Raw genomic sequence first — 23274 nt, 5'->3', positions numbered from 1 at the left:
ATCAGCCGCGGGCTTTCTCGATGATCTCGACGTAGTCAGGCGCGTTGCGCTGGTCGGCGATCACTTCGATGAAGGTCTTGCCGTGCTCGTCCTTGCCGTCCAGGTCATGGCCGGCTTCGACGAAGAACCCGACGAAGCGCTCGAAGTCGTCGATACGCAGGCCACGGTAGCCCTTGATCAGCTTGTGGTGCGAAGGCGAGGTCACGCCATCGGCTGGCTCGAAATTGAGGAACGATTTGACGTAGTCGTCGCTGATCTCGTCGCCAATCACCTGCTTCTTGTCTTTACGCATTACCGACTCCAACTGAACCATCACGGACATTTTCCACGGGCGGGCAGTGTACCCCCCGGCGCCCTCGCCGCTCAACGCGCGCGAAGGGTTCCGGTATGCAGATCGGCCCAGATATGGCCGTTGGCGTAGCTGAGGAACTGCACGTAGACGGTGTCGTTGCGCAGCAGGTCGAGAATGACCCGGTACTGCGCCGGTGGGTAATTGAGCGTCAGGGTACGGGTGGCGCTGTCGTAGGCCGGCTTTTTCAGGCTCTTGCCCTCGCCATCGAAGCTGATCAGCACCTGGGCGATGGTCGCGCCCTGGCTCAGCGGCTTGCCTTTGAGGCGCATGGTCAGGGTCGAGGTGATCGGCAGTGGCTGCTGGTTGGACTGACGCTGGTTGCCCACCACCACCGAATAGCTGGTCACCTGCAACAGTTGCTGGCTTTCCGGCGCGTCCTGGCGCACCGCCTGCTCGTCTGGCGGCAGGAACTGGCTGTGCATCGGCGCGGCGGCCAACGGCAAACTCATGAACAGCAGAAGCGGAAGAATCGCACGCATGACAGGCTCCTTGGGGGCAGCCTGGCACTCTAGCATGATGCGCGGGGCTGCCGCCCCGCGGTATCAGAGCCCTTTGACGGCGTAGATGCCATTGGCGTTGCGCCAGTAGCCCTTGTAGTCCATGCCGTAGCCGAATACGTAGCGATCGACACAGCTCAGGCCGACGAAATCGGCCTTCAGGTCCGGGCTGGCCTTGCGGTCGTGGTCCTTGTCGATCAGCACCGCGGTGTGCACGGCGCGGGCACCGGCATGGCGGCAGAAGTCGATGATGGCGCTGAGGGTGTGACCTTCGTCGAGGATGTCGTCGATGATCAGCACGTCGCGGTCAATGAACGACACTTCCGGCTTGGCCTTCCAGAACAGGTCACCGCCGCTGGTCTGGTTGCGGTAGCGGGTGGCGTGCAGGTAGGAGGACTCCAGCGGGAACTGCAGATGAGTCAGCAGTTTGCCGGCAAAGATAAGACCGCCGTTCATGACACAGAACACCACCGGATTGCTCTCGGCCAGACGCTCGGTGATCTGGGCGCCGACGCGGGCGATGGCCGCTTCGACCGTGGCCTCATCGTGCAGGCAATCGGCCTCGCGCATGACTTGACGGATGTGCTCGAGATCAGCGGACATGAAACTCTCCAGGGAGTCAGGTTTTGGAAAAGCGGGCAAAGGTACGCATCCACACGCACCAGATCAAGCATTTCTGGACTAACGTCCAGTATGCCTAAGGACACACGCGACCGAATGGATTAATCTAGCGCGGTTTTTTTGCCCGCATTCCGGAGCCCTCCCCCTATGCCCATCCGTGAGATCCGCCATCCGCTGATCCGCCACAAGCTCGGCCTCATGCGCCGCGCCGATATCAGCACCAAGAATTTTCGCGAACTCGCCCAGGAAGTCGGCGCGCTCCTGACTTATGAAGCCACCAAGGACCTGCCGCTGGAAACCTATTCCATCGACGGCTGGTGTGGCAGTGTCGAGGTCGAGAAGATCGCCGGCAAGAAGATCACTGTAGTGCCGATCCTGCGTGCCGGCATCGGCATGCTCGAAGGCGTGCTCAGCCTGATCCCGGGCGCCAAGGTCAGCGCCGTCGGCGTGGCCCGCAACGAGGAAACCCTCGAAGCCCACACCTACCTGGAAAAACTGGCCCCGGAAATCGACCAGCGCCTGGCGCTGATCATCGACCCGATGCTGGCCACCGGCGGTTCCATGGTCGCCACCATCGAGCTGCTCAAGCGTGCCGGCTGCAAGGACATCCGCGCGATGGTTCTGGTGGCGGCGCCGGAAGGTATCGCCGTGGTGGAGAACGCCCACCCTGACGTGCAGCTCTACACCGCCACGATCGACCAGCGCCTGAACGAAGACGGCTACATCATTCCCGGCCTGGGCGATGCCGGCGACAAGATCTTCGGCACCAAGCAGAAGGACGCCTGAGCATGCAGGACGAGTTCAACGACCCGCTCTGGCGTCAGATCGTCTCTGGCGCGCAAATGCTCTTCGTGGCCTTCGGCGCCCTGGTGCTGATGCCGCTGATCACCGGCCTGGACCCTAACGTCGCGCTGTTCACCGCTGGCCTCGGCACACTGCTGTTCCAGGTGGTGACCGGGCGCCAGGTGCCGGTATTCCTCGCCTCCAGCTTCGCCTTCATCACCCCGATCATCCTCGCCAAGGGTCAGTTCGGCCTGGCCGAAACCATGGGCGGCGTCATGGCCGCAGGCTTCGTCTACACCTTCCTGGGCCTGGCGGTGAAGATCAAGGGCACCGGCTTCATCGACCGTCTGCTGCCGCCGGTGGTGATCGGGCCGGTGATCATCTCCATCGGCCTGGCCATGGCGCCGATCGCTGCCAACATGGCCATGGGCAAGGCTGGCGACGGTAGCGTCCTGATGCCTTACAGCACGGCCATGATGATCTCCATGCCGGCACTGCTGACCACCTTGATCGTCGCGGTCTTCGGCAAGGGCATCTTCCGCCTGGTGCCGATCATCGCCGGTGTGCTGGTGGGCTTTGCCTTGTCGTTCGCCTTCGGCGTGGTCGACGTGGCCAAGATCGCTGCCGCGCCCTGGCTCGAGCTGCCGAAGTTCACCGCGCCGGCCTTCAACTGGCAGGCCATCCTGTTCATCGTCCCGGTGGCACTGGCGCCGGCCATCGAGCACATCGGCGGGGTGATTGCGGTCGGCAGCGTGACTGGTCGCGACTACCTGAAGAAGCCGGGCCTGCACCGCACCCTGCTGGGTGACGGCATCGCCACCACCACAGCCGGCCTGTTCGGCGGCCCGCCCAACACCACCTATGCCGAAGTGACCGGCGCGGTGATGCTGACCAAGAACTACAACCCGAAGATCATGACCTGGGCGGCGGTGTTCGCCATTGTCCTGGCCTTCATCGGCAAGTTCGGCGCGCTGCTGCAGAGCATTCCGGTGCCGGTGATGGGCGGCATTCTCTGCCTGCTGTTCGGCTCCATCGCCGCCGTGGGCATGAACACCATGATCCGTCACAAGATCGACCTCTCCGAAGCCCGCAACCTGGTGATCGTCTCGGTGACGCTGGTGTTCGGTATCGGCGGCGTGCTGATCGGCAGCGGTGACGGCCCGGATGACTGGGGCCTGAAAGGCATCGCGCTGTGCGCGATCGTGGCGATTGCCCTGAACCTGCTGTTGCCCAAACAGCAGCATTAAGCCGCAAGCGACAAGCTGCAAGAGGACCGAGGCGGCCACTCTTGCAGCTTTTGACGCTAGCTTGAAGCTTGAAGCTCGAGGCTTGAGGCTCTTTCACACAGCGTGGTCAGAGCCCTTACCCACTCCGGGTGGTCGTTCAGGCAAGGCACCAGTTGCAGCTCTTCGCCGCCCGCCTCGATGAACTGTTCGCGACCGCGGTCGCCGATCTCCTCGAGCGTCTCGATGCAGTCGGCGACGAACGCCGGGCACATCACCAGCAGCTTCTTCGCGCCGCCCTTGGCCAGTTCGTCCAGACGCGCCTCGGTGTAGGGCTCGATCCACTTGGCCTTGCCCAGCCGCGACTGGAACGACACCGACCACTTGCCGTCCGGCAGCCCCATCTTGCGGGCAAACGCCTGGGCGGTGCGCAGGCACTGGCCGCGGTAGCAGACGGCAAGCATCTCGGCGGAGGCATCGCGGCAGCAGTCGGCGTCCTGGAAGTTGTGAGTGCCGGTGGGGTCGAGCTTCTTCAGGTGGCGCTCCGGCAAACCGTGGAAACTCAGCAGCAGGTGATCGAAATCCTGCTGCAGGTAGGGCCTGGCGCTTTCGACCAGGGCGTCGATGTACTCCGGCTGGTCATAGAAGGGTTGCAGCACGTTCATCTGCAGCGGCAGTTTCTGCTCGGCGATGACCGCCTTGGCCTGTTCCACCACGGTGGTCACGGTGCTGTCGGCGAACTGTGGATAAAGTGGCGCCAGCGTCACCTTGCGCACACCCTGGGCGGCGAGCTTCTGCAGCACCGACGGCAGCGACGGCTCGCCATAGCGCATGGCGATTTCCACCGGGCCGTGGCGCCAGTGCGAAACCATGGCCTGTTGCAGGCGACGAGTGAGCACCACCAGCGGCGAGCCCTCCTCCCACCAGATCGAGGCGTAGGCGTGAGCCGACTGCTCGGGGCGCTTGATCAGGATCAGCGACACCAGCAGCCGCCGCACCGGCCACGGCAGGTCGATAACGTAGGGGTCCATCAGGAACTGATTGAGGTAACGGCGCACATCGGCGACCGAGGTGGACGCCGGCGAACCCAGGTTGACCAGCAGCAAAGCGTGATCGGTCATGCAACATCCTTTTCAGAGGCGCGGTGACAACTCATCCAGCGCCGATTGCACATCGTTGAAACGGAAGGTGAAGCCCGCCGCCAGCGCCTTGACGGGGCGGGCGCGCTGGCCACCGAGCAGCAGCGTCGACAGCTCGCCGAGCCCGGCCTTGAGCACCAGCGCAGGCAGCGGCATGAAAGCCGGCCGGTGCAAGGTGCGGCCAAGGCGCCGGGCGAATTCGCGGTTGCGGACCGGTTCCGGAGCGCAGGCATTATAAGGACCGCTGGCGTCATCGCGCTGCAAGAGAAAATCGATCAGGGCGATTTCATCGTCGATATGAATCCACGGCATCCACTGCCGACCATCGCCGATAGGCCCGCCCAGCCCGAGTTTGAACGGCAGGCGCAGGCGCGACAAAAAGCCGCCCTCGCTCGACAGCACCAGGCCGGTACGCACCAGCACCACACGCACTCCCAAAGCCTCGGCGCGCTGCGCGGTTTCTTCCCAGGCGATGCACAACTGGCTGGCGAAATCTTCCCGCACCGGGCGCGAGGTCTCGGTCAATTCGCGTTCGCCACCATCACCGTACCAGCCCACCGCCGAGCCGGAGATCAGCACCCGTGGCCGCTGCTCCCGCCGTTCGAGCCAGGCCAGCAGGTGCTCGGTCAGGGTGATCCGGCTGCCCCAGAGTTGCGCACGCCGCGAAGCGGTCCAGGGACGATCGGCAATGGGCGCGCCGGCGAGGTTGATGACCGCATCCAGCGGCCCGTCACCGTAGGCCGAGAGTTCAGCGATACCGCGTGCACCCGCACCACAGAGCCGGCCGACCTGATCCGCGCGTCGACTCCAGACCGTCAGGCTGTGGCCCTGGTCGAGCCAGTGGCGACACAGTTGCTGTCCGATAAGGCCGGTACCGCCGGTCAGCAATATATTCATGGCCGTGTCCTCATGATGGCGCGCGCTGGTCTACCTTTAAGAGCAAGGCACTTTTTTGACCGTTCACTCTGGGATAAACATAGGCCAACTTGCAGTAACGAGCCGATTAATCTTATACAGAACTTCAGAGTTGTACAGGTTTGTCCGACAGCGCGGCTGTCTGTACCTATCACAGGTTCGAAGAGGCCATCATGACTGTACCTATCGCCATCATCGGTGCCGGCATCGCCGGACTCTCCGCCGCACAGGCATTGCAGAAGGAAGGACTGACCGTCCACCTGTTCGACAAGGGCCACGGCAGCGGCGGACGCATGGCCAGCAAGCGCAGCGAGGCCGGGGCACTGGACCTGGGCGCGCAATACTTCACTGCACGCGACCGCCGCTTCGTCGAACAGATCCAGCAGTGGCAGGCCAAGGGCTGGGTCGCCGAGTGGAAGCCGCAGTTGTACAACTACCGGGACGGCCAGTTGACCCCCTCCCCTGACGAACAGACCCGCTGGGTCGGCGTACCGCGCATGAGCGCCATCACCCGCGGCCTGCTCAAGGACGTGACGGTCAACTTCAGTTGCCGGATCAGCGAAGTGTTCCGCGGCAAGCAGTACTGGCACCTGCAGGACACCGAAGGCTGCAGCCATGGCCCGTTCAGCCGGGTCATCGTCGCAGTGCCCGCCCCGCAGGCCACGGCCTTGCTCGCCGCCACGCCGAAACTCGCCGCCGCAGCAGCCGGCGTGCAGATGGAGCCGACCTGGGCCATCGCCCTCGGCTTCGACAACCCGCTGGATACGCCGATGCAGGGCTGCTTCGTGCAGGACTGTGCCCTCGACTGGCTGGCCCGCAACCGCAGCAAGCCAGGCCGCGAGGAACGACTCGACACCTGGGTGCTGCACGCCACGTCAGCCTGGAGCAAGCAGCACATCGATCTGCAGAAGGAGTCGGTCATCGAGCACTTGCTTGGCGACTTCGCCGAGCTGGTGGGCTGTGCGGTTCCTGCGCCGAGCTTCAGCCTGGCTCATCGCTGGCTGTATGCGCGCCCCGCCAGCAACCATGAATGGGGTGCGCTGGCCGATGCCGACCTGGGCCTTTATGCCTGTGGCGACTGGTGCCTGTCGGGCCGGGTCGAAGGGGCCTGGCTCAGCGGTCAGGAGGCAGCCCGTCGGCTTATCGAACATCTGGAATAAACCGGCACGCACCCGCTGACCTCTACAAAGACATTGACTTGTACAACTTCGAGCCTATGCTGAGCGAAGTTGTACAGGTTTTCATCTTTGTACAAGAAAGGTCGCTTACAGCATGCCCGTCACCAAGCCCAGAATCGCTATCAGTGCCTGCCTCGCTGGCGAAGAAGTTCGCTACAACGGCGGTCACAAGGAATCACGCCTTTGCACCGAAGCACTGGCGGAGCATTTCCAGCTCGTGCCCGTGTGCCCGGAAATGGCTATCGGCCTGGGCACGCCCCGCGCCGCGATCCGTCTGACCGGCGACCCCGACCAGCCCCGCGCCACCTGCAGCCGCGATCCCTCCATCGACGTCACCGACGCTCTGGTACACCACGCGGAGCAGATGGCAGGCGATCTGGACGACATCTGCGGCTACATCTTCATGCAGAAGTCGCCGTCCTGCGGCCTGGAGCGGATCAAGGTCTACCAGGCCAACGGTTATCCCGCCCACCAGCGCGCCAGCGGCCTGTACGCCGCACGCTTTCGCGACCTGCGCCCCGATTTGCCGGTGGAAGAGGAAGGCCGCCTGTGCGATCCGGTGCTGCGGGAAAACTTCATCATTCGCGTGCTGGCCTTCGCCGACTGGCAGCGGTTGTGCGCCGAGGGCCTGACCCGGCAGGCGTTGATCGGCTTCCATTCCCGCTACAAGTACCAGCTGATGGCCCACAATCCCGAGCAGTACAAGGTGCTCGGCAAACTGCTGGGCAGCATGACCCGCCAGGACGACCCCGCGCAGATCGGCCCGCTCTACTTCAGCCAGTTGATCGCGGCCCTGCGTCGTTGCGCCAGCCGAGGTACCCACGGCAACGTGCTGATGCACCTGAGCGGCTATCTGCGACGCTTCCTCGATCCACGGGACAAACAGGAAATCCGCCACCTGATCGATCAGTACATGGCCGGGATCGTACCGCTGGTGGTTCCCATGACGCTGCTCAAGCATCATCTGAGTCATCACCCCGATCCCTATCTGCTGTCTCAGGTGTACCTGCAGCCGCACCCGGAAAACCTGAGTCTGCGCAATGCCATCTGAGCCGCTGCTGCCGATTCGCGAGGTCGCCCGACTGACCGGCGTCAACCCGGTCACCCTGCGCGCCTGGGAGCGTCGCTACGGGCTGGTGGTGCCGCAGCGCACCGGCAAGGGCCATCGGCTTTACAGCAGCGATCAGGTGCAGCGTATCCGCACCATCCTGTCGTGGCTCAATCGCGGCGTTGCCGTGAGCCAGGTGCTACCGCTGCTCGACGGCGACGCCCCGCCCGAACCGAGCACTCCTGGCGATGACTGGCAGGCGCTGCGCGACCACCTGACCGACTGCATCGCACACCTTGCCGAGCGCCAGCTCGACCAGCAGTTCAACCAGGCCATGGCGCTGTACCCGGCAACCACGCTCTGCGAGCAATTGCTGCTGCCGCTGTTGGCCCACCTGGATACCCGCTGGCAGATCCACCCCGCCGCGCGCCTGGAACGAGGCTTCTTCAATGCCTGGTTGCGCAGCAAGCTGGGGTTGCGGGTCTACCACAACAACCGCCAGTGCACCGGCGCACCGGTGATGCTGGTCAACGGCGGCGCCCTGACCTTCGATCCCTGGTTATGGCTGTGTGCCTGGCTGGTCAGCGACTCAGGCCGCCCGGTCGAAGTCTTCGACCAGCCGCTGTCGGCCCGCGACCTCGTCGTGGGGATGGAAAGGCTCAACGCCGGGGTCTTGCTGATCAGCGCGAGCACCACGCTGGACAGCGTCTTGACCCTCTCTCAGCTCGCACCGCTCAGCGCCCCGAAACTCTTGTTCGGCGCTGCGGTCGCTTTACATAAGCACGCTTTGACGGCCGACGGCGGCTGGTACCTGCTCGACACGCCACTGACGGCATATCGCTGCCTGCAGGGCCTTGCGCCGATTACCGTACAAACCTCGTAACCGGAACCACTCCATGCAACTGATCTGGCTGCGCAACGACCTGCGCATGCATGACAACACTGCACTGTCCGCCGCCGCCGAGCGCGGGCCGTGCCTGGCCCTCTGGCTGGTCAGTCCCGGCCAGTGGAAGCGCCATGACGACGCCGCCTGCAAGGTCGATTTCTGGCTGCGCAACCTGCGCGAACTGAAAGAGTCGCTTGCCGGCCGCAATATCCCGTTGCTGGTGCGTCATGCCGAGCACTGGTCGGACGCGCCCAAGGTGCTGCTCAAGGTCTGCCGCGAACACGGCATCGACGCCGTGCATGTGAACGAGGAATACGGCATCAACGAGCAGCGGCGCGATACCGAGGTGGCCAGCCACCTGGCCAGGCACGACATCCCCCTGCACAGCCATCTGGATCAACTGCTGTTCAAACCCGGCACCGTGCTGACCCGCGAGGGCGGCTATTTCAAGGTCTTCACTCAATTTCGCAAGGTCTGTTACCAGCGTCTGCACCATGGGCTTCCGGCGCTGCAGCCCCTGCCGCGCAAGCAGGATGCAAGCACAATCGCCAGTGACGAGATCCCCGACGCAGTGAAAGGCTTCCCGCTACCGCCGCAATCCCTGCGCGAGCACTGGCCGGCCGGTGAAACCCATGCTCGCCGACGGTTGTCCGGTTTCGTCGAAGACGACATGGCCGATTATCCCGAGCAGCGCGACGTGCCTTCCGTGGACGGCACCAGCCAGTTGTCGCCCTATCTGGCGGCCGGTGTGATCTCCGTGCGCCAGTGCCTGCATGCGGCGCTGGCGAACAACCAGGGCGAATTCGAAAGCGGCAATCCCGGTGCGGTTACCTGGATCAATGAACTGCTGTGGCGCGAATTCTACAAGCACGTGCTGGTGGGCTATCCGCAGGTGTCCCGGCACCGCGCGTTCCGCCCGGCCACCGAGGCGGTGAAATGGCGCGACGCGCCCCAGGACCTGGCCGCCTGGCAGGAAGGTCGCACCGGCATCCCTATCGTCGATGCCGCCATGCGTCAATTGCTCGCCACCGGCTGGATGCACAACCGCCTGCGCATGGTGGTGGCCATGTTCCTTAGCAAGAACCTGCTGATCGACTGGCGCGAAGGTGAAGCATTCTTCATGCGCCACCTGATAGACGGCGATCTGGCCGCAAACAACGGTGGTTGGCAATGGAGCGCTTCGACCGGAACCGATGCCGCCCCATATTTCCGGGTATTCAACCCCCTCAGCCAGTCCGAGCGCTTCGACAGCAAGGGTCGCTTCCTGAGACACTGGCTGCCGGAGCTGAGCGCATTGAGTGACAAGGATATCCACAGCCCGGGCGGGCTGTTTGCCGTTCAAGGTTATCCACAACCCATAGTCGACCTGGGATCGAGTCGCCAGCGGGCGATCGACGCATTCAGGCAGCTTCCAAAAGAGCATGGCACAGAGCATGAGCGTGAGTACTGAGCATTCCGAACGTATCTGGGTAACCGGCGCCAGCAGCGGCCTGGGGCATGCCCTGGCGCTGCAGTTGCTCGCCACAGGTCACCAGGTAGCGATGAGCGGGCGGGCGCCCTTCGACCCACTGCCTGAAACCCTGAAGTCGCGCTGCCTGCTCCTGGATGGCGACCTCAGCGATGCCACCCAGGCCGAACACATGAGCCAGCAGATCCAGCAGCACTGGGGGGCACTCGATGCCCTGATCATCAACGCCGGCACCTGCGACTATCTCGACCCGCAAGCCACCGGTACCGCCCTGTTCGAAAGCCTGATCGAAAGCAACCTGAGGGCCAGTGCGAACGGCGTGCAAAGCGCGCTGCCGCTGCTGCAAGCCGGCCAGAACGCCCATGTGGTGGGTATCCTGAGCAGCGTCACGGCGCTGCAACAGTATGAAAGCAGCCAATGGCCGACTGCCCAGAACAGCCTCGGCCAGTGGTTCAGCGAAGTCCGCAGCCAACTGTCGCCCAAGGAAATCGATCTGACGCTGGTGGGGCCGCAGACCTTGAAAAAGCCGGTGACCCTGACCGTCGCGCTGCCCCAGGGGTGGGACGCGCAGTCCGCGGCCAGCGCGATCATCGATCGCCTGCCATTGCGGATGCCGGAGATGGTGCTGGAAGCAATGTCGGTGAGCAGCCTGTGGCCGCTGCACCGCGACTGAATCGAAAGGGGCCGCTTCAGCGGCCCCTTCGGTTTTACAGCGACATCCGGTAATGCAGCGCGAAGCTTTCCGCGCCGTCATTGGGCTGGCTCAGGCCGGCGTTGGAATAGTGAATGGCGCGGATGCCCACCTCATGGCCGCCGGCGAAGCGCAGACCGAAGCCGATCCTGTCCTCGAACTGGAAGGATGAGCCCAGTTCATTGCTTTCCAGCTTGGTGTGGGCGAATGCCGCAACACCGATGCCTGCCTCGATGTACGGTTTGACCGAGCCGCCGCCGAACTCGTAGACGAATACCGGGGCGAACGACAGGCTGTGGTTGCTCGAGGTTTCGTCGCCATCCCAATAGGTGTAGCCGGCGTCCCAGTAGCCGGTCAGGCGACCGACGCTGGTCTGCCACCAGCTGGCGTCCCAGTCGGATTCCAGGCCGATGCGGTAGGTCATGGTGGAGTCGCTGGTCTGGCCGACGGCGAAAGTGACGCCCGCGGCCTTTGCGGTAAGTGTGGCCCCCAGGGTTGCGGCTGCAACCACAGCCAAACAAAGCAGTTTCTTCATGAGAAACGTCCTTTCAGAAATCCATGTTTGTTGGTTTTGTTGTCTCATCAGACACAAAGTAGAAATCGCCGATTGCAAAGGAGTTCACTGGTTTTTCAGCTTTTTTTCACAAACTGATTACCTGCTGAAGCTTTGCACAGAGTCAGATTTATTCCACAACAAAGGTAGGATTCTTCTTAAATGCTCAGGGTCCGCACTGGTCCAGAATTGCGGAGGGCGCGCAGGGCCTGTCGCCAGGAGGTGGCGTTCGGCCAGTAAGCGCTGAAGTTGCCGGGCCACGGCGGCACCGGTATCGATGATCGCCACGCTCGCGGGCACCATCTGCGCCAGCAGCGGCTTGAGGAAGGGATAGTGCGTGCAGCCGAGAATGATGGTGTCGCACCCGGCATCCAGCAGAGGCGTCACGTAGCCTTGCAACAACTGACGCAGGACCGGGCTGTCGAGGTCGCCGGACTCGATCAGTTCCACCAGCCCGGGGCAGGGTTGAGTCACCACCCGCACATCGGTGGCGAAGCGGTCGAGCAGTGCGGCGAATTTGGCGCTTTGCAGCGTGCCCGTGGTGGCCAGCACGCCAACCACGCCGCTGCGGGTAGCCGCAGCGGCCGGCTTGACCGCCGGTTCCATGCCTACCAGTGGCCACTGGGGGAATTGCTCGCGCAAGTCGGCGGCCGCCGCCACGGTGGCAGTGTTGCAAGCCAGGACCACGGCCTTGACGCCCTGCTCCTGGAAGAATTCGGCCACCCGCCGGCATCGCTGACGGATGAATTCCGGCGACTTCTCGCCGTACGGAATATGCCCGCAGTCTGCCACGTACAGCAGCGACTCGTCGGGCAGCAAGCGGGTGATCTCCGCCAGCACCGACAGACCGCCGACACCGGAGTCGAAGACGCCTATCGGCGCCGAAGCCTCAGGCATGGGCGGTCCCGCACACGGCGCAGGCCGGATCGCGCTTGACACGCAGTTCGCGGAAACGGCTGCCCAGCGCATCCACCAGCAGCAAACGCCCCACCAGCGGCTCGCCGAAACCGGCCAGCAGTTTCAGCGCTTCAAGCGCTTGCAGGCTGCCTACCAGGCCCACCAGCGGACCGACCACTCCAGCCTCGCTGCAGGTCAGCTCGGCATCGCTGCCATGGCCGTACAGGCAGTGGTAACAAGGGCTTTCGGCGCGGCGCGGGTCGAACACCGACAACTGGCCTTCCAGGCGGATCGCCGCGCCGCTGACCAGTGGCTTGCCCGCCTTGACGCACGCAGCATTGACCGCCTCGCGGGTAACGAAGTTATCGCAACAGTCGAGCACCAGGTCGACAGCAGCGACGGCCTCGGCCAGTGAATCCTCATCCAGCGCCTGGCGATGGGCAACCAGAGTGATATCCGGGTTGATCGCCCGCAGCCGCGCCAGGGCCGAGTCCACCTTGGGCAGACCGACCGAGGCGCCATCATGGATGATCTGCCGTTGCAGATTGGTCAGATCGACCGTGTCGAAGTCCGCCAGATGCAGCGTACCGACGCCGGCCGCCGCCAGGTACAGCGCCACCGGCGAACCCAGGCCACCGAGGCCGACGATCAGGGCACGGCTGTCCTTGAGACGCAACTGGCCGTCGATATCGATCTGGGCCAGCAGGATCTGCCGGCTGTAGCGCAGCAACTCTTCGTCGGTCAGCACGGCAGGCGTCCCAGGGTGATGCGTTCATGGCCGCCCAAGTCGACGCGGCTCTCGATCTGCTCGAAAGCGTGCCGCGCCAGCAGTTCGCGCACGGCAGCGGCCTGGTCGTAGCCATGCTCCAGCAACAGCCAACCGCCTGGCAGCAAGTGATCAGGGGCCTGGGCAGCGATCTGGCGCAGGTCGTCCAGGCCGTCGATACCGGCCACCAGGGCACTGCTGGGCTCGAAACGCACGTCGCCGGCGACCAGATGCGGGTCTTCGGCACGGATGTACGGCGGGTTGCTGACGATCAACTGGAAGCGCTGGCCGCCCAGGGCACTGAACCAGTGGCTGTTGAGCACGCTGACGTTGTCCAGTTGCAGCCGTTGACGGTTGCGCTCGGCCAGTGCCACGGCTTCAAGGACCCGGTCCACTGCCGTGACCTGCCACTGGCGCCGCTCGCTGGCCAGCGCCAGGGCGATGGCACCCGTGCCGGTGCCGAGGTCGAGCACCTTCGCCGGCTCGGCGGGCAGCAACGCCAGGACGGTTTCCACCAGCAACTCGGTGTCGGGACGCGGGATCAGGGTGTGCGGCGCCACTTCCAGGTCGAGGTTCCAGAAACCCTGCTGACCCAGGATGTAGGCCACCGGCTCGCCGGCCCGACGGCGTTGCAGGTAGCTGGCGAAAGTCTGCGCCGCCTCGCTGCTGACGATGCGCTCCGGCCAGGTGTGCAGGTAACTGCGCGACTTGCCGATGGCCGCGGCCAGCAGCAGTTCGCTGTCCAGGCGCGCGGTCGGGGAATCAGGAAGCTCCGCACCGCGGAGCAGGCTGGCAATGATGGTCATTCAGTCACCCAGTGCGGCCAGTTGATCGGCCTGGTACTCGGCCAGCAGCGGTTCGATCACCGCGTCTACGCCGCCAGCCAGCACGTCGTCCAGCGAGTACAGCGTCAGGTTGATACGGTGGTCGGTGACCCGGCCCTGTGGATAGTTATAGGTGCGGATGCGCTCGGAGCGGTCGCCGGAGCCGACCAGCAGCTTGCGCTCACTGGCGATGGCGTTCTGTGCGGCGCTGGTCTGCATGTCGTTCAGCCTGGCCGACAGCCAGGACATCGCCCGCGCGCGGTTCTTGTGCTGCGAGCGCTCTTCCTGGCACTCGACCACGATGCCGGTGGGCAAGTGGGTGATGCGGATGGCCGAGTCGGTCTTGTTCACATGCTGACCACCGGCGCCCGAGGCGCGGTAGGTGTCGACGCGCAGGTCGGCCGGGTTGATCTCGATCGCCGCCTGCTCGTCCGGCTCCGGCAGCACCGCCACGGTGCAGGCCGAGGTGTGGATACGGCCCTGGGATTCGGTTTCCGGCACTCGCTGCACACGGTGCGCACCGGACTCGAACTTCAGCTTGCCGTAGACGTTCTCGCCTTCGACCCGACAGATGATTTCCTTGTAGCCGCCGTGCTCGCCCTCGTTTTCCGAGAGGATTTCCAGGCGCCAGCCACGCCGCTCGGCGTAGCGCGAATACATGCGGAACAGGTCGCCGGAGAAGATCGCCGCCTCGTCGCCACCGGTACCGGCACGAATCTCGAGGAATACGTTGCGACCGTCGTTGGGATCCTTCGGCAGCAGCATGCGCTGCAGCTGGCCTTCCAGTTCGGCCAGTTGCTCCTTGGCTTCGCGGACTTCCTCCACGGCCATTTCCCGCAGGTCGGGGTCGCTGTCCTTGAGCAACGCCTGGGCACCTTCCAGGTCGTCCTGCAGCTTGCGCCACTGGACATAGCCGGCCGCCACCGGTTCGACCTCGGCGTACTCCCGGGAGTAGGCGCGGAAACGGGTCTGGTCGGAAATGACCTCGGCATCGCCCAGCAGGGCGGTCAGTTCCTCGAAGCGGTCCTGGAGGGTTTCCAGTTTAGTGAGCAGCGACGCTTTCATTGCGGGGTTTTATCCGTGGGGCCCTCGGTGAGGGCAAAGAGTTCCTGGGCCATGGCCAGCGCATCGAGGCGGCCTTCGGCGGAGAGCTTTTTCAGTTGCACGCTGGGGGCGTGCAGCAGTTTGTTGGTCAGGCCGCGGGCCAGTTGCACCAGTACGTCTTCGGCACTGGCGCCGTTGGCCAGCAGGCGCTGGGCCTTTTGCAGTTCGTCGTCACGCAGGCGCTCGCTCTGCTGGCGGTAGGCCTTGAGCACGTCCACGGCGGCCAGCTCGCGCAGGCGCGACATGAAGTCCTCGGCACCGACCGTGACCAGTTCCTCGGCGGCCTGGGCCGCGCCCTGGCGGCTCTTGAGGTTCTCGGCGACCACGTCGTGCAGGTCGTCGACCGTATAAAGGTACACGTCGTCCAGCTCGCCCACTTCGGGTTCGATGTCCCGGGGCACGGCGATATCGACCATGAAGATCGGCTTGTGCCGGCGCAGTTTCAGCGCACTTTCCACCGCGCCCTTGCCGAGGATCGGCAACTGGCTGGCGGTGGAACTGATGACGATGTCGCTGTTGACCAGTTCCTGCGGAATGTCGGCCAGCAGTACCGCATGGGCACCGAACTGTTCGGCCAGGATACTGGCGCGCTCCAGCGTGCGGTTGGCGACCACGATGCGGCGCACGCCCTGCTCGTGCAGGTGGCGGGCGACCAGGGTGATGGTTTCGCCGGCACCGATCAGCAGCGCCTGGCTGCGACCGAGATCACTGAAGATCTGCCGGGCCAGGCTGACGGCGGCGAACGCCACCGAAACCGGGTTCTCGCCGATGGCGGTGTCGGTGCGCACCTGCTTGGCGGCGCTGAACGTCGCCTGGAACAAGCGCCCCAGCAACGGGCCGATGGTCCCGGCCTCGCGCGCCACGGCGTACGCGGACTTCATCTGGCCGAGGATCTGCGGCTCGCCGAGCACCAGCGAGTCGAGGCCGGAGGCCACCCGCATCATGTGCCGGACGGCGGCATGGTCTTCGTGGATGTAGGCACTGGCGCGCAGTTCGTCGATGCTCAACTGGTGATAGTCGGCCAGCCAGCGCAGGACGCTGTCCGCCGCCAGGTGGTCCTGCTCGATGTACAGTTCGCTGCGGTTGCAGGTCGAAAGGATCGCGGCTTCGCGGCTGGCGGTCAGTCGGCAGAGCTGCTGCAAGGCTTCGACCAGCTGCTCGGGGGTAAACGCCACGCGCTCGCGTACGTCTACCGAGGCAGTCTTATGGTTGATACCGAGGGCAAGAAAGGCCATTCAAGGTCGCTGGTTGTGACGTGAAGCCGATAATTGTCCTACTTCGCTGGATCGAGAACAACCACCGCTCGCGATTGTCTCTATAGACTGTATCCATCACACCCATCGCGAGTGGGTTTGCCATGACGCTTGTGTCATGATGGCCCGACCGCAGGTCAGTCGCTCAAAATCCTCAATATGAATAGATCTTCCGCGTTGCTCCTCGCCCTCGCCCTGCTTCAGGGTTGCCAGGCCCTGCCAGGTGCCCGGGACGCCACGCCGCCCGCCGAACAACCGGCGGCACCGCCGGCTGCGGCCGAGCCGACGGTCTACGGTTCGTTCAGCCAGGAAACCGTCTACAGCCTGCTGGTGGCCGAACTGGCCGGGCAGCGCAACCGCTTCGATATCGCCCTGGACAATTACGTTGCCCAGGCCGAGAAAACCCAGGACGCCGGGATTTCCGAGCGTGCCTTCCGTATCGCCGAGTACCTCGGTGCCGACCAGTCGGCGCTGGACACCTCGCTGCTGTGGGCGAAGAACGACCCCGAGAACATCGACGCCCAGCGCGCCGCGGCAATCCAGCTGGCCCGCGCCGGCCGCTATGACGACGCCATGGCCTATATGGAGAAGGTGTTGCAGGGCCAGGGTGACACGCACTTCGACTTCCTTGCCCTGTCCGCCGCCGAAACCGACCAGGACACCCGCGACGGCCTGCAGAAAAGCTTCGACCGCCTGCTGCAGAAGTACCCGGACAACAGCCAGCTGGTGTTCGGCAAGGCCCTGCTGCTGCAACAGGACGGCAAGTCCGAGGCCGCGCTGAAGCTGCTCGAAGACCACCCGCCGCAAGACGACGAAATCGCCCCGATCCTGCTTCGCGCCCGCCTGCTGCAGAGCCTGGACCGCGGCGCCGAAGCCCTGCCGCTGCTGCGCAAGACCATCGCCAGACACCCTGACGACAAGCGCCTGCGCCTCACTTACGCACGCATGCTGGTCGAGCAGGACCGGGTCGACGACGCCAAGGTCGAGTTCGCCAGCCTGCTGCAGCAGTACCCGGACGACGACGAACTGCGCTACTCGCTGGCGCTGGTCAGCCTGGAGGCCAAGGCGTACGACGAGGCCGCCACCTACCTGGAAGACCTGATCGCCCGCGATAGTCACGTCGATGCCGCGCACCTCAACCTGGGCCGCATCCGCGAGGAGCGCAACGACCTCGAAGGTGCACTGGCCGAATACGCCCAGGTCGGCCCCGGCAACGACTACCTGCCGGCACAACTGCGCCAGGCCGATATCCTGATCGCCAACGGCCGTAGCGAAGAAGCCGTTCGCCGCCTCGACGCCGCCCGCGAGGCCCAGCCCGACTACGCCATCCAGCTTTACCTGATCGAAGCCGAGACCCTGGGCAACAACGAGAAAGATCAACAGGCACTGCAGGTCCTGGAAAAGGCCATCAAGCAGTACCCCGACGACCTCAACCTGCTCTATACCCGTGCCATGCTGGCCGAAAAGCGCGACGATCTGTCGCAGATGGAAAAGGACTTGCGCAGCATCATCACCCGCGAGCCGGAAAACGCCATGGCGCTCAATGCCCTCGGCTACACCCTGGCCGACCGCACCACGCGCTACGCCGAAGCCAAGCAACTGATCGAGAAAGCCCACCTGATCAACCCGGAAGACCCCGCCGTGCTCGACAGCCTGGGCTGGGTGAATTATCGCCTGGGCAACCTCGACGAGGCCGAGCGTCTGCTGCGCCAGGCCCTGCAGCGCTTCCCCGACCATGAAGTCGCGGCCCACCTGGGCGAAGTGCTCTGGGCCAACGGCAAGCGCCGCGAGGCGCGCCAGGTCTGGGCCAAGGCCTTCGAAGCCCAACCCGACAGCACCATCCTGCGCAAGACGGTCTTGCGCCTGACCGGATCAGAGACTCTTTAAATGTTCTTGCGCCACCTCATCACCTTCAGCCTGATCGCCCTGCTCGCCGGTTGTGCCGGCTTCGCTGGCAAGGAAGCCGTCCAGGGCGAAGGCAGCCCGCAACTGTGGAAAGAACACAAACAGCAGTTGAGCACCCTCGACGGCTGGCAGATCAACGGCAAGGTCGGCATTCGCGCACCGAAGGACTCCGGCAGCGGCACCCTGTTCTGGTTGCAACGCCAGGATTACTACGACATTCGCCTGTCCGGCCCGTTGGGTCGCGGCGCCGCCCGCCTGACCGGCCGCCCGGGCCAGGCCGTGCTGGAAGTCGCCAGCCAGGGCCGCTTCGAAGCACAGTCTCCGGAAAGCCTGCTGGCCGAGCAACTGGGCTGGGAATTGCCGGTGTCGCATCTGGTCTGGTGGGTTCGCGGCCTGCCGGCCCCCGACAGCAAGAGCCGCCTGACCCTCGACGGCGACAGCCGCCTGGCGCATCTGGAACAGGACGGCTGGAAAGTCGAATACCTGTCCTATAGCGAACAGAACGGCTACTGGCTGCCCGAGCGGATGAAGCTGCACGGCGAAAACCTCGACGTGACGGTGGTCCTCAAGGAATGGCAGCCACGCCAGCTGGGTCACTGACATGAACCGACTGACCCTGCCCGCCCCGGCCAAGCTCAACCTGATGCTGCACATTCTGGGTCGCCGCCCGGACGGTTATCACGAGTTGCAGACCCTGTTCCAGTTCCTCGATCACGGCGACGAACTGAGCTTCGCCGTTCGCCAGGACGGTGAAATCCGCCTGCACACCGAGATCGACAACGTCCCCCACGAAAGCAACCTGATCGTCCGCGCCGCCCGCAAACTGCAGCAACTGACCGGCTGCCCCCTGGGCGCCGACATCTGGCTGACCAAGGTGCTGCCCATGGGCGGTGGCATCGGCGGCGGCAGCTCGGATGCCGCGACCACCCTGCTGGGCCTGGATCACCTGTGGAAAACCGGCTGCAGTGAAGACCAACTGGCGGAACTGGGTCTGGGCCTGGGCGCCGATGTCCCGGTGTTCGTCCGCGGCCATGCGGCCTTCGCCGAAGGTGTGGGCGAGAAACTCACGCCCGTAGATCCGGAAGAGCCTTGGTACGTGGTTCTGGTCCCACAAGTGTCTGTAAGTACAGCGGAAATTTTTTCGCACCCTTTGTTGACACGTGATTCAAAGCCCATTAAAGTGCGCCCCGTTCCCAAGGGAAACAGTCGAAATGACTGCCAAGCGGTAGTTGAGCAGAGTTACCCAGAAGTACGTAACTCACTGAATTTGCTAAACAAATTCACTGATGCAAGACTCACCGGCACTGGAAGTTGTGTGTTTGGGGCCTTCCCAGACAAAGCTGAAGCTGATAAAGTTTTGGCCCTTCTTGCAGAGACCCAGACAGGGTTCGTAGCAAAGGGAAGCAACGTTTCGATGTTGCATCGCGAGTTACGAAATCTGCTTCAGGAATCGAGTACCAGGTACTCGCAGTAACAGATACAGGGGCGTCGCCAAGCGGTAAGGCAGCAGGTTTTGATCCTGCCATGCGTTGGTTCGAATCCAGCCGCCCCTGCCATTTTCCTTATACTCATCCAGGTATACCCTCAGCCTTCAGGTACTGCGCGTGTCCAAGATGATGGTCTTTACGGGGAACGCCAACCCCGATCTGGCTCGGCGTGTCGTACGTCAGCTGCATATCCCACTGGGTGATGTTTCTGTCGGCAAGTTCTCCGACGGCGAAATCAGCACTGAGATTAATGAAAACGTCCGCGGTAAGGACGTCTTTATCATTCAGCCGACTTGCGCGCCAACCAACGATAACCTGATGGAACTGGTAGTGATGGCCGATGCCTTCCGCCGCTCCTCAGCGTCCCGAATCACCGCCGTGATTCCTTACTTCGGATATGCCCGCCAGGACCGCCGTCCGCGTTCGGCGCGTGTTGCAATCAGCGCCAAAGTCGTCGCTGACATGCTCACCGTCGTAGGTATCGACCGTGTTCTCACCGTCGACCTGCACGCTGACCAGATCCAGGGTTTCTTCGATATTCCGGTAGATAACATCTACGGCTCCCCCGTTCTGGTGGATGACATCGAAGACCAGCGTTTCGAAAACCTCATGATCGTTTCCCCGGACATCGGTGGTGTCGTGCGTGCACGTGCCGTCGCCAAGTCCCTGGGTGTCGATCTGGGTATCATCGACAAACGCCGCGAGAAGGCCAATCACTCCGAAGTGATGCACATCATCGGTGATGTCGAAGGACGTACCTGTATTCTCGTCGACGACATGGTCGATACCGCCGGCACCCTGTGCCACGCGGCCAAGGCCCTGAAAGAACACGGCGCTGCCAAGGTTTACGCCTACTGCACGCACCCTGTCCTCTCCGGTCGCGCGATCGAGAACATCGAGAATTCCGTGCTCGACGAGCTGGTGGTGACCAACACCATCCCGCTGTCTGCCGCTGCACAAGCCTGTGATCGTATCCGTCAACTGGATATCGCACCGGTCGTCGCCGAAGCGGTCCGCCGCATCAGCAACGAAGAATCGATCAGCGCGATGTTCCGCTGAGGGCTTGCCCTCGCGAACACCGAGTTGACGTAAAGCGCCCCGCCCCAGCACTGGTTGTTGGGGCGGGGCTTTTTTGCCCTTTCCGCTTTGGCGTTGGTCGCAAACGCCATTCGGAACCGGCTAATTTTGGAGATACAAAATGACTGATTTCATCCTGAACGCCCAAGCGCGTACTGACCTGGGGAAAGGTGCGAGCCGCCGCCTGCGTCACGCTCTGAGCATCCCTGCCGTTGTTTACGGTGGCGACAAAGCCGCTGAATCCGTAACCATCCTGGCCAAGGAAATCGCCAAACTGTTCGAAAACGAAGCTGCCTTCAGCCACGTTATCGAACTGAACGTTGACGGCGCCAAGCAGAACGTCGTTGTCAAAGCGATGCAACGTCACCCGTCGAAAGGCATCATCCTGCACGCTGACTTCGTTCGCGTCGTAGCTGGCCAGAAACTGACCGCTGTTGTTCCGGTTCACTTCGTCAACGAAGAAGCTCCGGTCAAGAAAGGCGGCGAGATCTCCCACACCCTCAACGAGATCGAAGTTTCCTGCGAAGCCAAGGACCTGCCTGAGTTCATCGAAGTCGACCTGGCCAACGCCGAAATCGGCACCATCATCCACCTGTCGGACCTGAAAGCTCCGAAAGGCGTAGAGTTCGTCGCTCTGGCCCACGGTGATGACAAGGCTGTTGCCAACGTCCACGCTCCGCGCGTTGCACCTGAAGCAGAAGGCGCTGCCGAGTAATCCACTCGGTACGCCGGTGTTGACCGGGTTGCGGTGCTGACACCGCAACCCCCAACTCCAAGGAAGAGCCCCTGACGTGACAGCCATCCAGTTGATCGTCGGCCTGGGAAACCCGGGCCCCGAATACGAACAGACCCGGCATAACGCAGGGGCTCTTTTCGTTGAACGCATTGCCAGCGCCCAGCGCGTCTCCCTGACAGCTGACCGCAAGTATTTCGGCCTGACGGCAAAATTCAGCCATCAGGGCAAAGACGTTCGTCTGTTGATCCCCACCACCTACATGAACCGCAGCGGCCAGGCCGTTGCTGCTCTGGCCAATTTCTTCCGTATCGAGCCAGATGCAATCCTGGTGGCCCACGACGAACTCGACCTGCCTCCGGGCGTCGCCAAACTCAAGAAAGGCGGCGGCCATGGCGGCCACAACGGCCTGCGCGACATCATCGCGCAGCTCGGCAACAAGAATGACTTTCACCGTCTGCGGCTTGGCATCGGCCACCCGGGTGATGCCAAGCTGGTGTCCAACTTCGTTCTGGGCAAGGCGCCGCGCGCCGAACAGGACAAACTGGACGCCAGCATCGATTTTGCCCTCGGCGTGCTGCCGGACATCCTCGCCGGCGACTGGACGCGTGCGATGAGAGAGCTGCACAGCCAGAAGGCCTGACTTCACGAAGAGGGATTCACCATGGGATTCAATTGCGGCATCGTCGGCCTGCCCAACGTCGGCAAGTCCACCCTGTTCAACGCGCTGACCAAATCCGGTATCGCGGCGGAGAACTTCCCCTTCTGCACCATCGAGCCGAACAGCGGCATCGTGCCAATGCCCGATGCACGCCTGGATGCGCTGGCAGCCATCGTCAAGCCGCAGCGCATCCTGCCGACCACCATGGAATTCGTCGACATCGCCGGTCTGGTGGCGGGCGCGTCCAAGGGTGAAGGCCTTGGCAACAAGTTCCTCGCCAACATCCGCGAGACCGACGCCATCGCCCACGTGGTGCGCTGCTTCGAAGACGAGAACGTGATCCACGTCTCCAACAGCGTCGATCCCAAGCGCGACATCGAGATCATCGACCTGGAACTGATCTTCGCCGACCTCGACAGCTGCGAGAAGCAACTGCAGAAAGTCGCACGCAACGCCAAGGGTGGTGACAAGGACGCCCTGGCCCAGAAAGCCATTCTGGAAAAGCTCATCCCTCACTTCACCGAAGGCAAGCCTGCGCGCAGCCTGATGAAGAACATGGGCGACGACGAGAAAGCCGTGATCCGTGGCTTCCACCTGCTGACCAGCAAGCCGGTGATGTACATCGCCAACGTCGCCGAAGATGGCTTCGACAACAACCCGCACCTGGACGTGGTCCGCGCCATCGCTGAAGAAGAAGGCGCGGTCGTGGTGCCGGTGTGCAACAAGATCGAAGCGGAAATCGCCGAGCTGGACGAAGGCGAAGAAAAGGACATGTTCCTCGAGGCCCTGGGCCTGGAAGAGCCTGGCCTGAACCGCGTGATCCGCGCCGGTTACGCCCTGCTCAACCTGCAGACCTACTTCACCGCCGGTGTACAGGAAGTCCGCGCCTGGACCGTCCGCGTCGGTGCTACCGCCCCGCAAGCCGCCGGTGTGATCCACACCGACTTCGAGAAAGGCTTCATCCGCGCCGAAGTAGTCGCCTATGACGACTTCATCCAGTACAAGGGTGAGGGCGGTGCAAAGGAAGCCGGCAAATGGCGTCTGGAAGGCAAGGACTACATCGTCAAGGACGGTGACGTGATGCACTTCCGCTTCAACGTCTGATTCGATCACGAATCACCGAAACCCCTTGAGGACCAGGGCTTCAAGGGGTTTTTCTTTGCCTGCGGCCATCGCCCCATACCCCATCGCGCATAGTCAACATATCGCCCGC

Annotated in this window: 25 protein-coding genes and 1 tRNA gene; 15 read left to right on the top strand and 11 right to left on the bottom strand. The window is 63.5% G+C overall.

Annotated features, from left to right (window positions below; translation table 11 throughout):
• Position 1: 1 nt before the first annotated feature.
• From AC05QJ_RS05555 to AC05QJ_RS05545, 3 genes are all read right to left on the bottom strand, one after another.
• Positions 2-292, bottom strand: a complete 291-nt coding sequence (locus AC05QJ_RS05555; RefSeq protein WP_476745976.1) for a PA4642 family protein — start codon at positions 290-292, stop codon at positions 2-4.
• A gap of 71 nt (positions 293-363) precedes the next feature.
• A complete protein-coding gene (locus tag AC05QJ_RS05550; protein WP_476745975.1) occupies positions 364-831 on the bottom strand; it encodes a hypothetical protein in 468 nt (155 codons plus the stop codon).
• A 63-nt stretch (positions 832-894) separates the two neighbouring features.
• Entirely contained in the window at positions 895-1452 is a 558-nt protein-coding gene (locus tag AC05QJ_RS05545) for a hypoxanthine-guanine phosphoribosyltransferase (RefSeq protein WP_476745974.1), read from the bottom strand.
• A gap of 165 nt (positions 1453-1617) precedes the next feature.
• Between AC05QJ_RS05545 and upp the strand changes: the two genes are divergently transcribed.
• Together upp and AC05QJ_RS05535 are read left to right on the top strand one after the other, a co-directional pair.
• Positions 1618-2256 carry a uracil phosphoribosyltransferase gene (gene upp / locus AC05QJ_RS05540; RefSeq protein WP_476745973.1) on the top strand — a complete coding sequence of 213 codons (639 nt, stop codon included), beginning with the start codon at positions 1618-1620 and terminating at the stop codon, positions 2254-2256.
• Between the two features lie 2 nt (positions 2257-2258).
• On the top strand, positions 2259-3500 hold the full coding sequence (locus AC05QJ_RS05535; RefSeq protein ID WP_476745972.1) for a uracil-xanthine permease family protein: 1242 nt from the start codon (positions 2259-2261) through the stop codon (positions 3498-3500).
• A gap of 56 nt (positions 3501-3556) precedes the next feature.
• On the opposite strand, the gene hemH is transcribed toward AC05QJ_RS05535, so the two are convergent.
• Together hemH and AC05QJ_RS05525 are read right to left on the bottom strand one after the other, a co-directional pair.
• Positions 3557-4597: a ferrochelatase gene (gene hemH, locus AC05QJ_RS05530; RefSeq protein WP_476745971.1), complete on the bottom strand. Its 1041-nt coding sequence runs from the start codon at positions 4595-4597 to the stop codon at positions 3557-3559.
• A 12-nt stretch (positions 4598-4609) separates the two neighbouring features.
• Positions 4610-5512, bottom strand: coding sequence for a TIGR01777 family oxidoreductase (locus tag AC05QJ_RS05525; RefSeq protein WP_476745970.1), 903 nt, complete (start codon positions 5510-5512; stop codon positions 4610-4612).
• A 191-nt stretch (positions 5513-5703) separates the two neighbouring features.
• Between AC05QJ_RS05525 and AC05QJ_RS05520 the strand changes: the two genes are divergently transcribed.
• The 5 genes from AC05QJ_RS05520 to AC05QJ_RS05500 all read left to right on the top strand — a co-directional run bounded on the left by AC05QJ_RS05520 (position 5704) and on the right by AC05QJ_RS05500 (position 10783).
• The gene (locus tag AC05QJ_RS05520) at positions 5704-6690 is read left to right on the top strand and encodes an NAD(P)/FAD-dependent oxidoreductase (protein ID WP_476745969.1); all 987 of its coding nucleotides are present in this window, start codon (positions 5704-5706) and stop codon (positions 6688-6690) included.
• Between the two features lie 112 nt (positions 6691-6802).
• Complete coding sequence (locus tag AC05QJ_RS05515) at positions 6803-7759, top strand: YbgA family protein (protein WP_476745968.1); 957 nt, start codon at positions 6803-6805, stop codon at positions 7757-7759.
• Positions 7749-8639, top strand: a complete 891-nt coding sequence (locus AC05QJ_RS05510; RefSeq protein ID WP_476745967.1) for a MerR family transcriptional regulator — start codon at positions 7749-7751, stop codon at positions 8637-8639. The genes AC05QJ_RS05515 and AC05QJ_RS05510 overlap by 11 nt, the downstream gene beginning before the upstream one ends.
• Positions 8640-8652: 13 nt before the next feature.
• Entirely contained in the window at positions 8653-10092 is a 1440-nt protein-coding gene (gene phrB, locus AC05QJ_RS05505; RefSeq protein WP_476745966.1) for a deoxyribodipyrimidine photo-lyase, read from the top strand.
• Positions 10076-10783, top strand: a complete 708-nt coding sequence (locus AC05QJ_RS05500) for an SDR family NAD(P)-dependent oxidoreductase (RefSeq protein WP_476745965.1) — start codon at positions 10076-10078, stop codon at positions 10781-10783. Before phrB ends, AC05QJ_RS05500 begins: the two co-directional genes overlap by 17 nt.
• A 34-nt stretch (positions 10784-10817) precedes the next feature.
• On the opposite strand, the gene AC05QJ_RS05495 is transcribed toward AC05QJ_RS05500, so the two are convergent.
• From AC05QJ_RS05495 to hemA, 6 genes are all read right to left on the bottom strand, one after another.
• Positions 10818-11336: an acyloxyacyl hydrolase gene (locus AC05QJ_RS05495; protein WP_476745964.1), complete on the bottom strand. Its 519-nt coding sequence runs from the start codon at positions 11334-11336 to the stop codon at positions 10818-10820.
• Positions 11337-11453: 117 nt separating this feature from the next.
• The gene (gene murI / locus AC05QJ_RS05490) at positions 11454-12251 is read right to left on the bottom strand and encodes a glutamate racemase (RefSeq protein WP_476745963.1); all 798 of its coding nucleotides are present in this window, start codon (positions 12249-12251) and stop codon (positions 11454-11456) included.
• On the bottom strand, positions 12244-12999 hold the full coding sequence (locus tag AC05QJ_RS05485; protein WP_476745962.1) for a molybdopterin-synthase adenylyltransferase MoeB: 756 nt from the start codon (positions 12997-12999) through the stop codon (positions 12244-12246). The genes murI and AC05QJ_RS05485 overlap by 8 nt, the downstream gene beginning before the upstream one ends.
• Positions 12993-13823: a peptide chain release factor N(5)-glutamine methyltransferase gene (prmC, locus tag AC05QJ_RS05480; protein WP_476745961.1), complete on the bottom strand. Its 831-nt coding sequence runs from the start codon at positions 13821-13823 to the stop codon at positions 12993-12995. The genes AC05QJ_RS05485 and prmC overlap by 7 nt, the downstream gene beginning before the upstream one ends.
• Positions 13824-14906 carry a peptide chain release factor 1 gene (gene prfA / locus AC05QJ_RS05475; RefSeq protein ID WP_476745960.1) on the bottom strand — a complete coding sequence of 361 codons (1083 nt, stop codon included), beginning with the start codon at positions 14904-14906 and terminating at the stop codon, positions 13824-13826.
• Positions 14903-16180: a glutamyl-tRNA reductase gene (hemA, locus tag AC05QJ_RS05470; protein WP_476745959.1), complete on the bottom strand. Its 1278-nt coding sequence runs from the start codon at positions 16178-16180 to the stop codon at positions 14903-14905. Before hemA ends, prfA begins: the two co-directional genes overlap by 4 nt.
• A gap of 177 nt (positions 16181-16357) precedes the next feature.
• On the opposite strand from hemA, the gene AC05QJ_RS05465 reads away from it, so the two are divergent.
• The 8 genes from AC05QJ_RS05465 (at position 16358) to ychF (ending at position 23165) form a co-directional block, all read left to right on the top strand.
• Positions 16358-18085: a tetratricopeptide repeat protein gene (locus tag AC05QJ_RS05465; RefSeq protein ID WP_476745958.1), complete on the top strand. Its 1728-nt coding sequence runs from the start codon at positions 16358-16360 to the stop codon at positions 18083-18085.
• Positions 18086-18703 (top strand): lipoprotein insertase outer membrane protein LolB, encoded by a 618-nt coding sequence (lolB, locus tag AC05QJ_RS05460; RefSeq protein ID WP_476745957.1) that lies wholly within the window; start codon positions 18086-18088, stop codon positions 18701-18703. It begins immediately after the preceding gene.
• 1 nt (position 18704) lies between these two features.
• The gene (ispE, locus tag AC05QJ_RS05455) at positions 18705-19577 is read left to right on the top strand and encodes a 4-(cytidine 5'-diphospho)-2-C-methyl-D-erythritol kinase (RefSeq protein ID WP_476745956.1); all 873 of its coding nucleotides are present in this window, start codon (positions 18705-18707) and stop codon (positions 19575-19577) included.
• 7 nt (positions 19578-19584) lie between these two features.
• Positions 19585-19659: transfer RNA gene (locus AC05QJ_RS05450), tRNA-Gln, on the top strand.
• Between the two features lie 48 nt (positions 19660-19707).
• Positions 19708-20649 carry a ribose-phosphate pyrophosphokinase gene (locus AC05QJ_RS05445; protein WP_009405962.1) on the top strand — a complete coding sequence of 314 codons (942 nt, stop codon included), beginning with the start codon at positions 19708-19710 and terminating at the stop codon, positions 20647-20649.
• A gap of 139 nt (positions 20650-20788) precedes the next feature.
• The gene (locus AC05QJ_RS05440; RefSeq protein WP_476745955.1) at positions 20789-21382 is read left to right on the top strand and encodes a 50S ribosomal protein L25/general stress protein Ctc; all 594 of its coding nucleotides are present in this window, start codon (positions 20789-20791) and stop codon (positions 21380-21382) included.
• Between the two features lie 76 nt (positions 21383-21458).
• Positions 21459-22043, top strand: a complete 585-nt coding sequence (gene pth, locus AC05QJ_RS05435; protein WP_476745954.1) for an aminoacyl-tRNA hydrolase — start codon at positions 21459-21461, stop codon at positions 22041-22043.
• 21 nt (positions 22044-22064) lie between these two features.
• Entirely contained in the window at positions 22065-23165 is a 1101-nt protein-coding gene (gene ychF, locus AC05QJ_RS05430) for a redox-regulated ATPase YchF (RefSeq protein WP_476745953.1), read from the top strand.
• The last annotated feature ends 109 nt before the right edge of the window (positions 23166-23274 follow it).

It is taken from the genome of Pseudomonas sp. TUM25319 (assembly GCF_056388475.1).
This window is presented reverse-complemented; position numbering and strand designations above follow the sequence as displayed.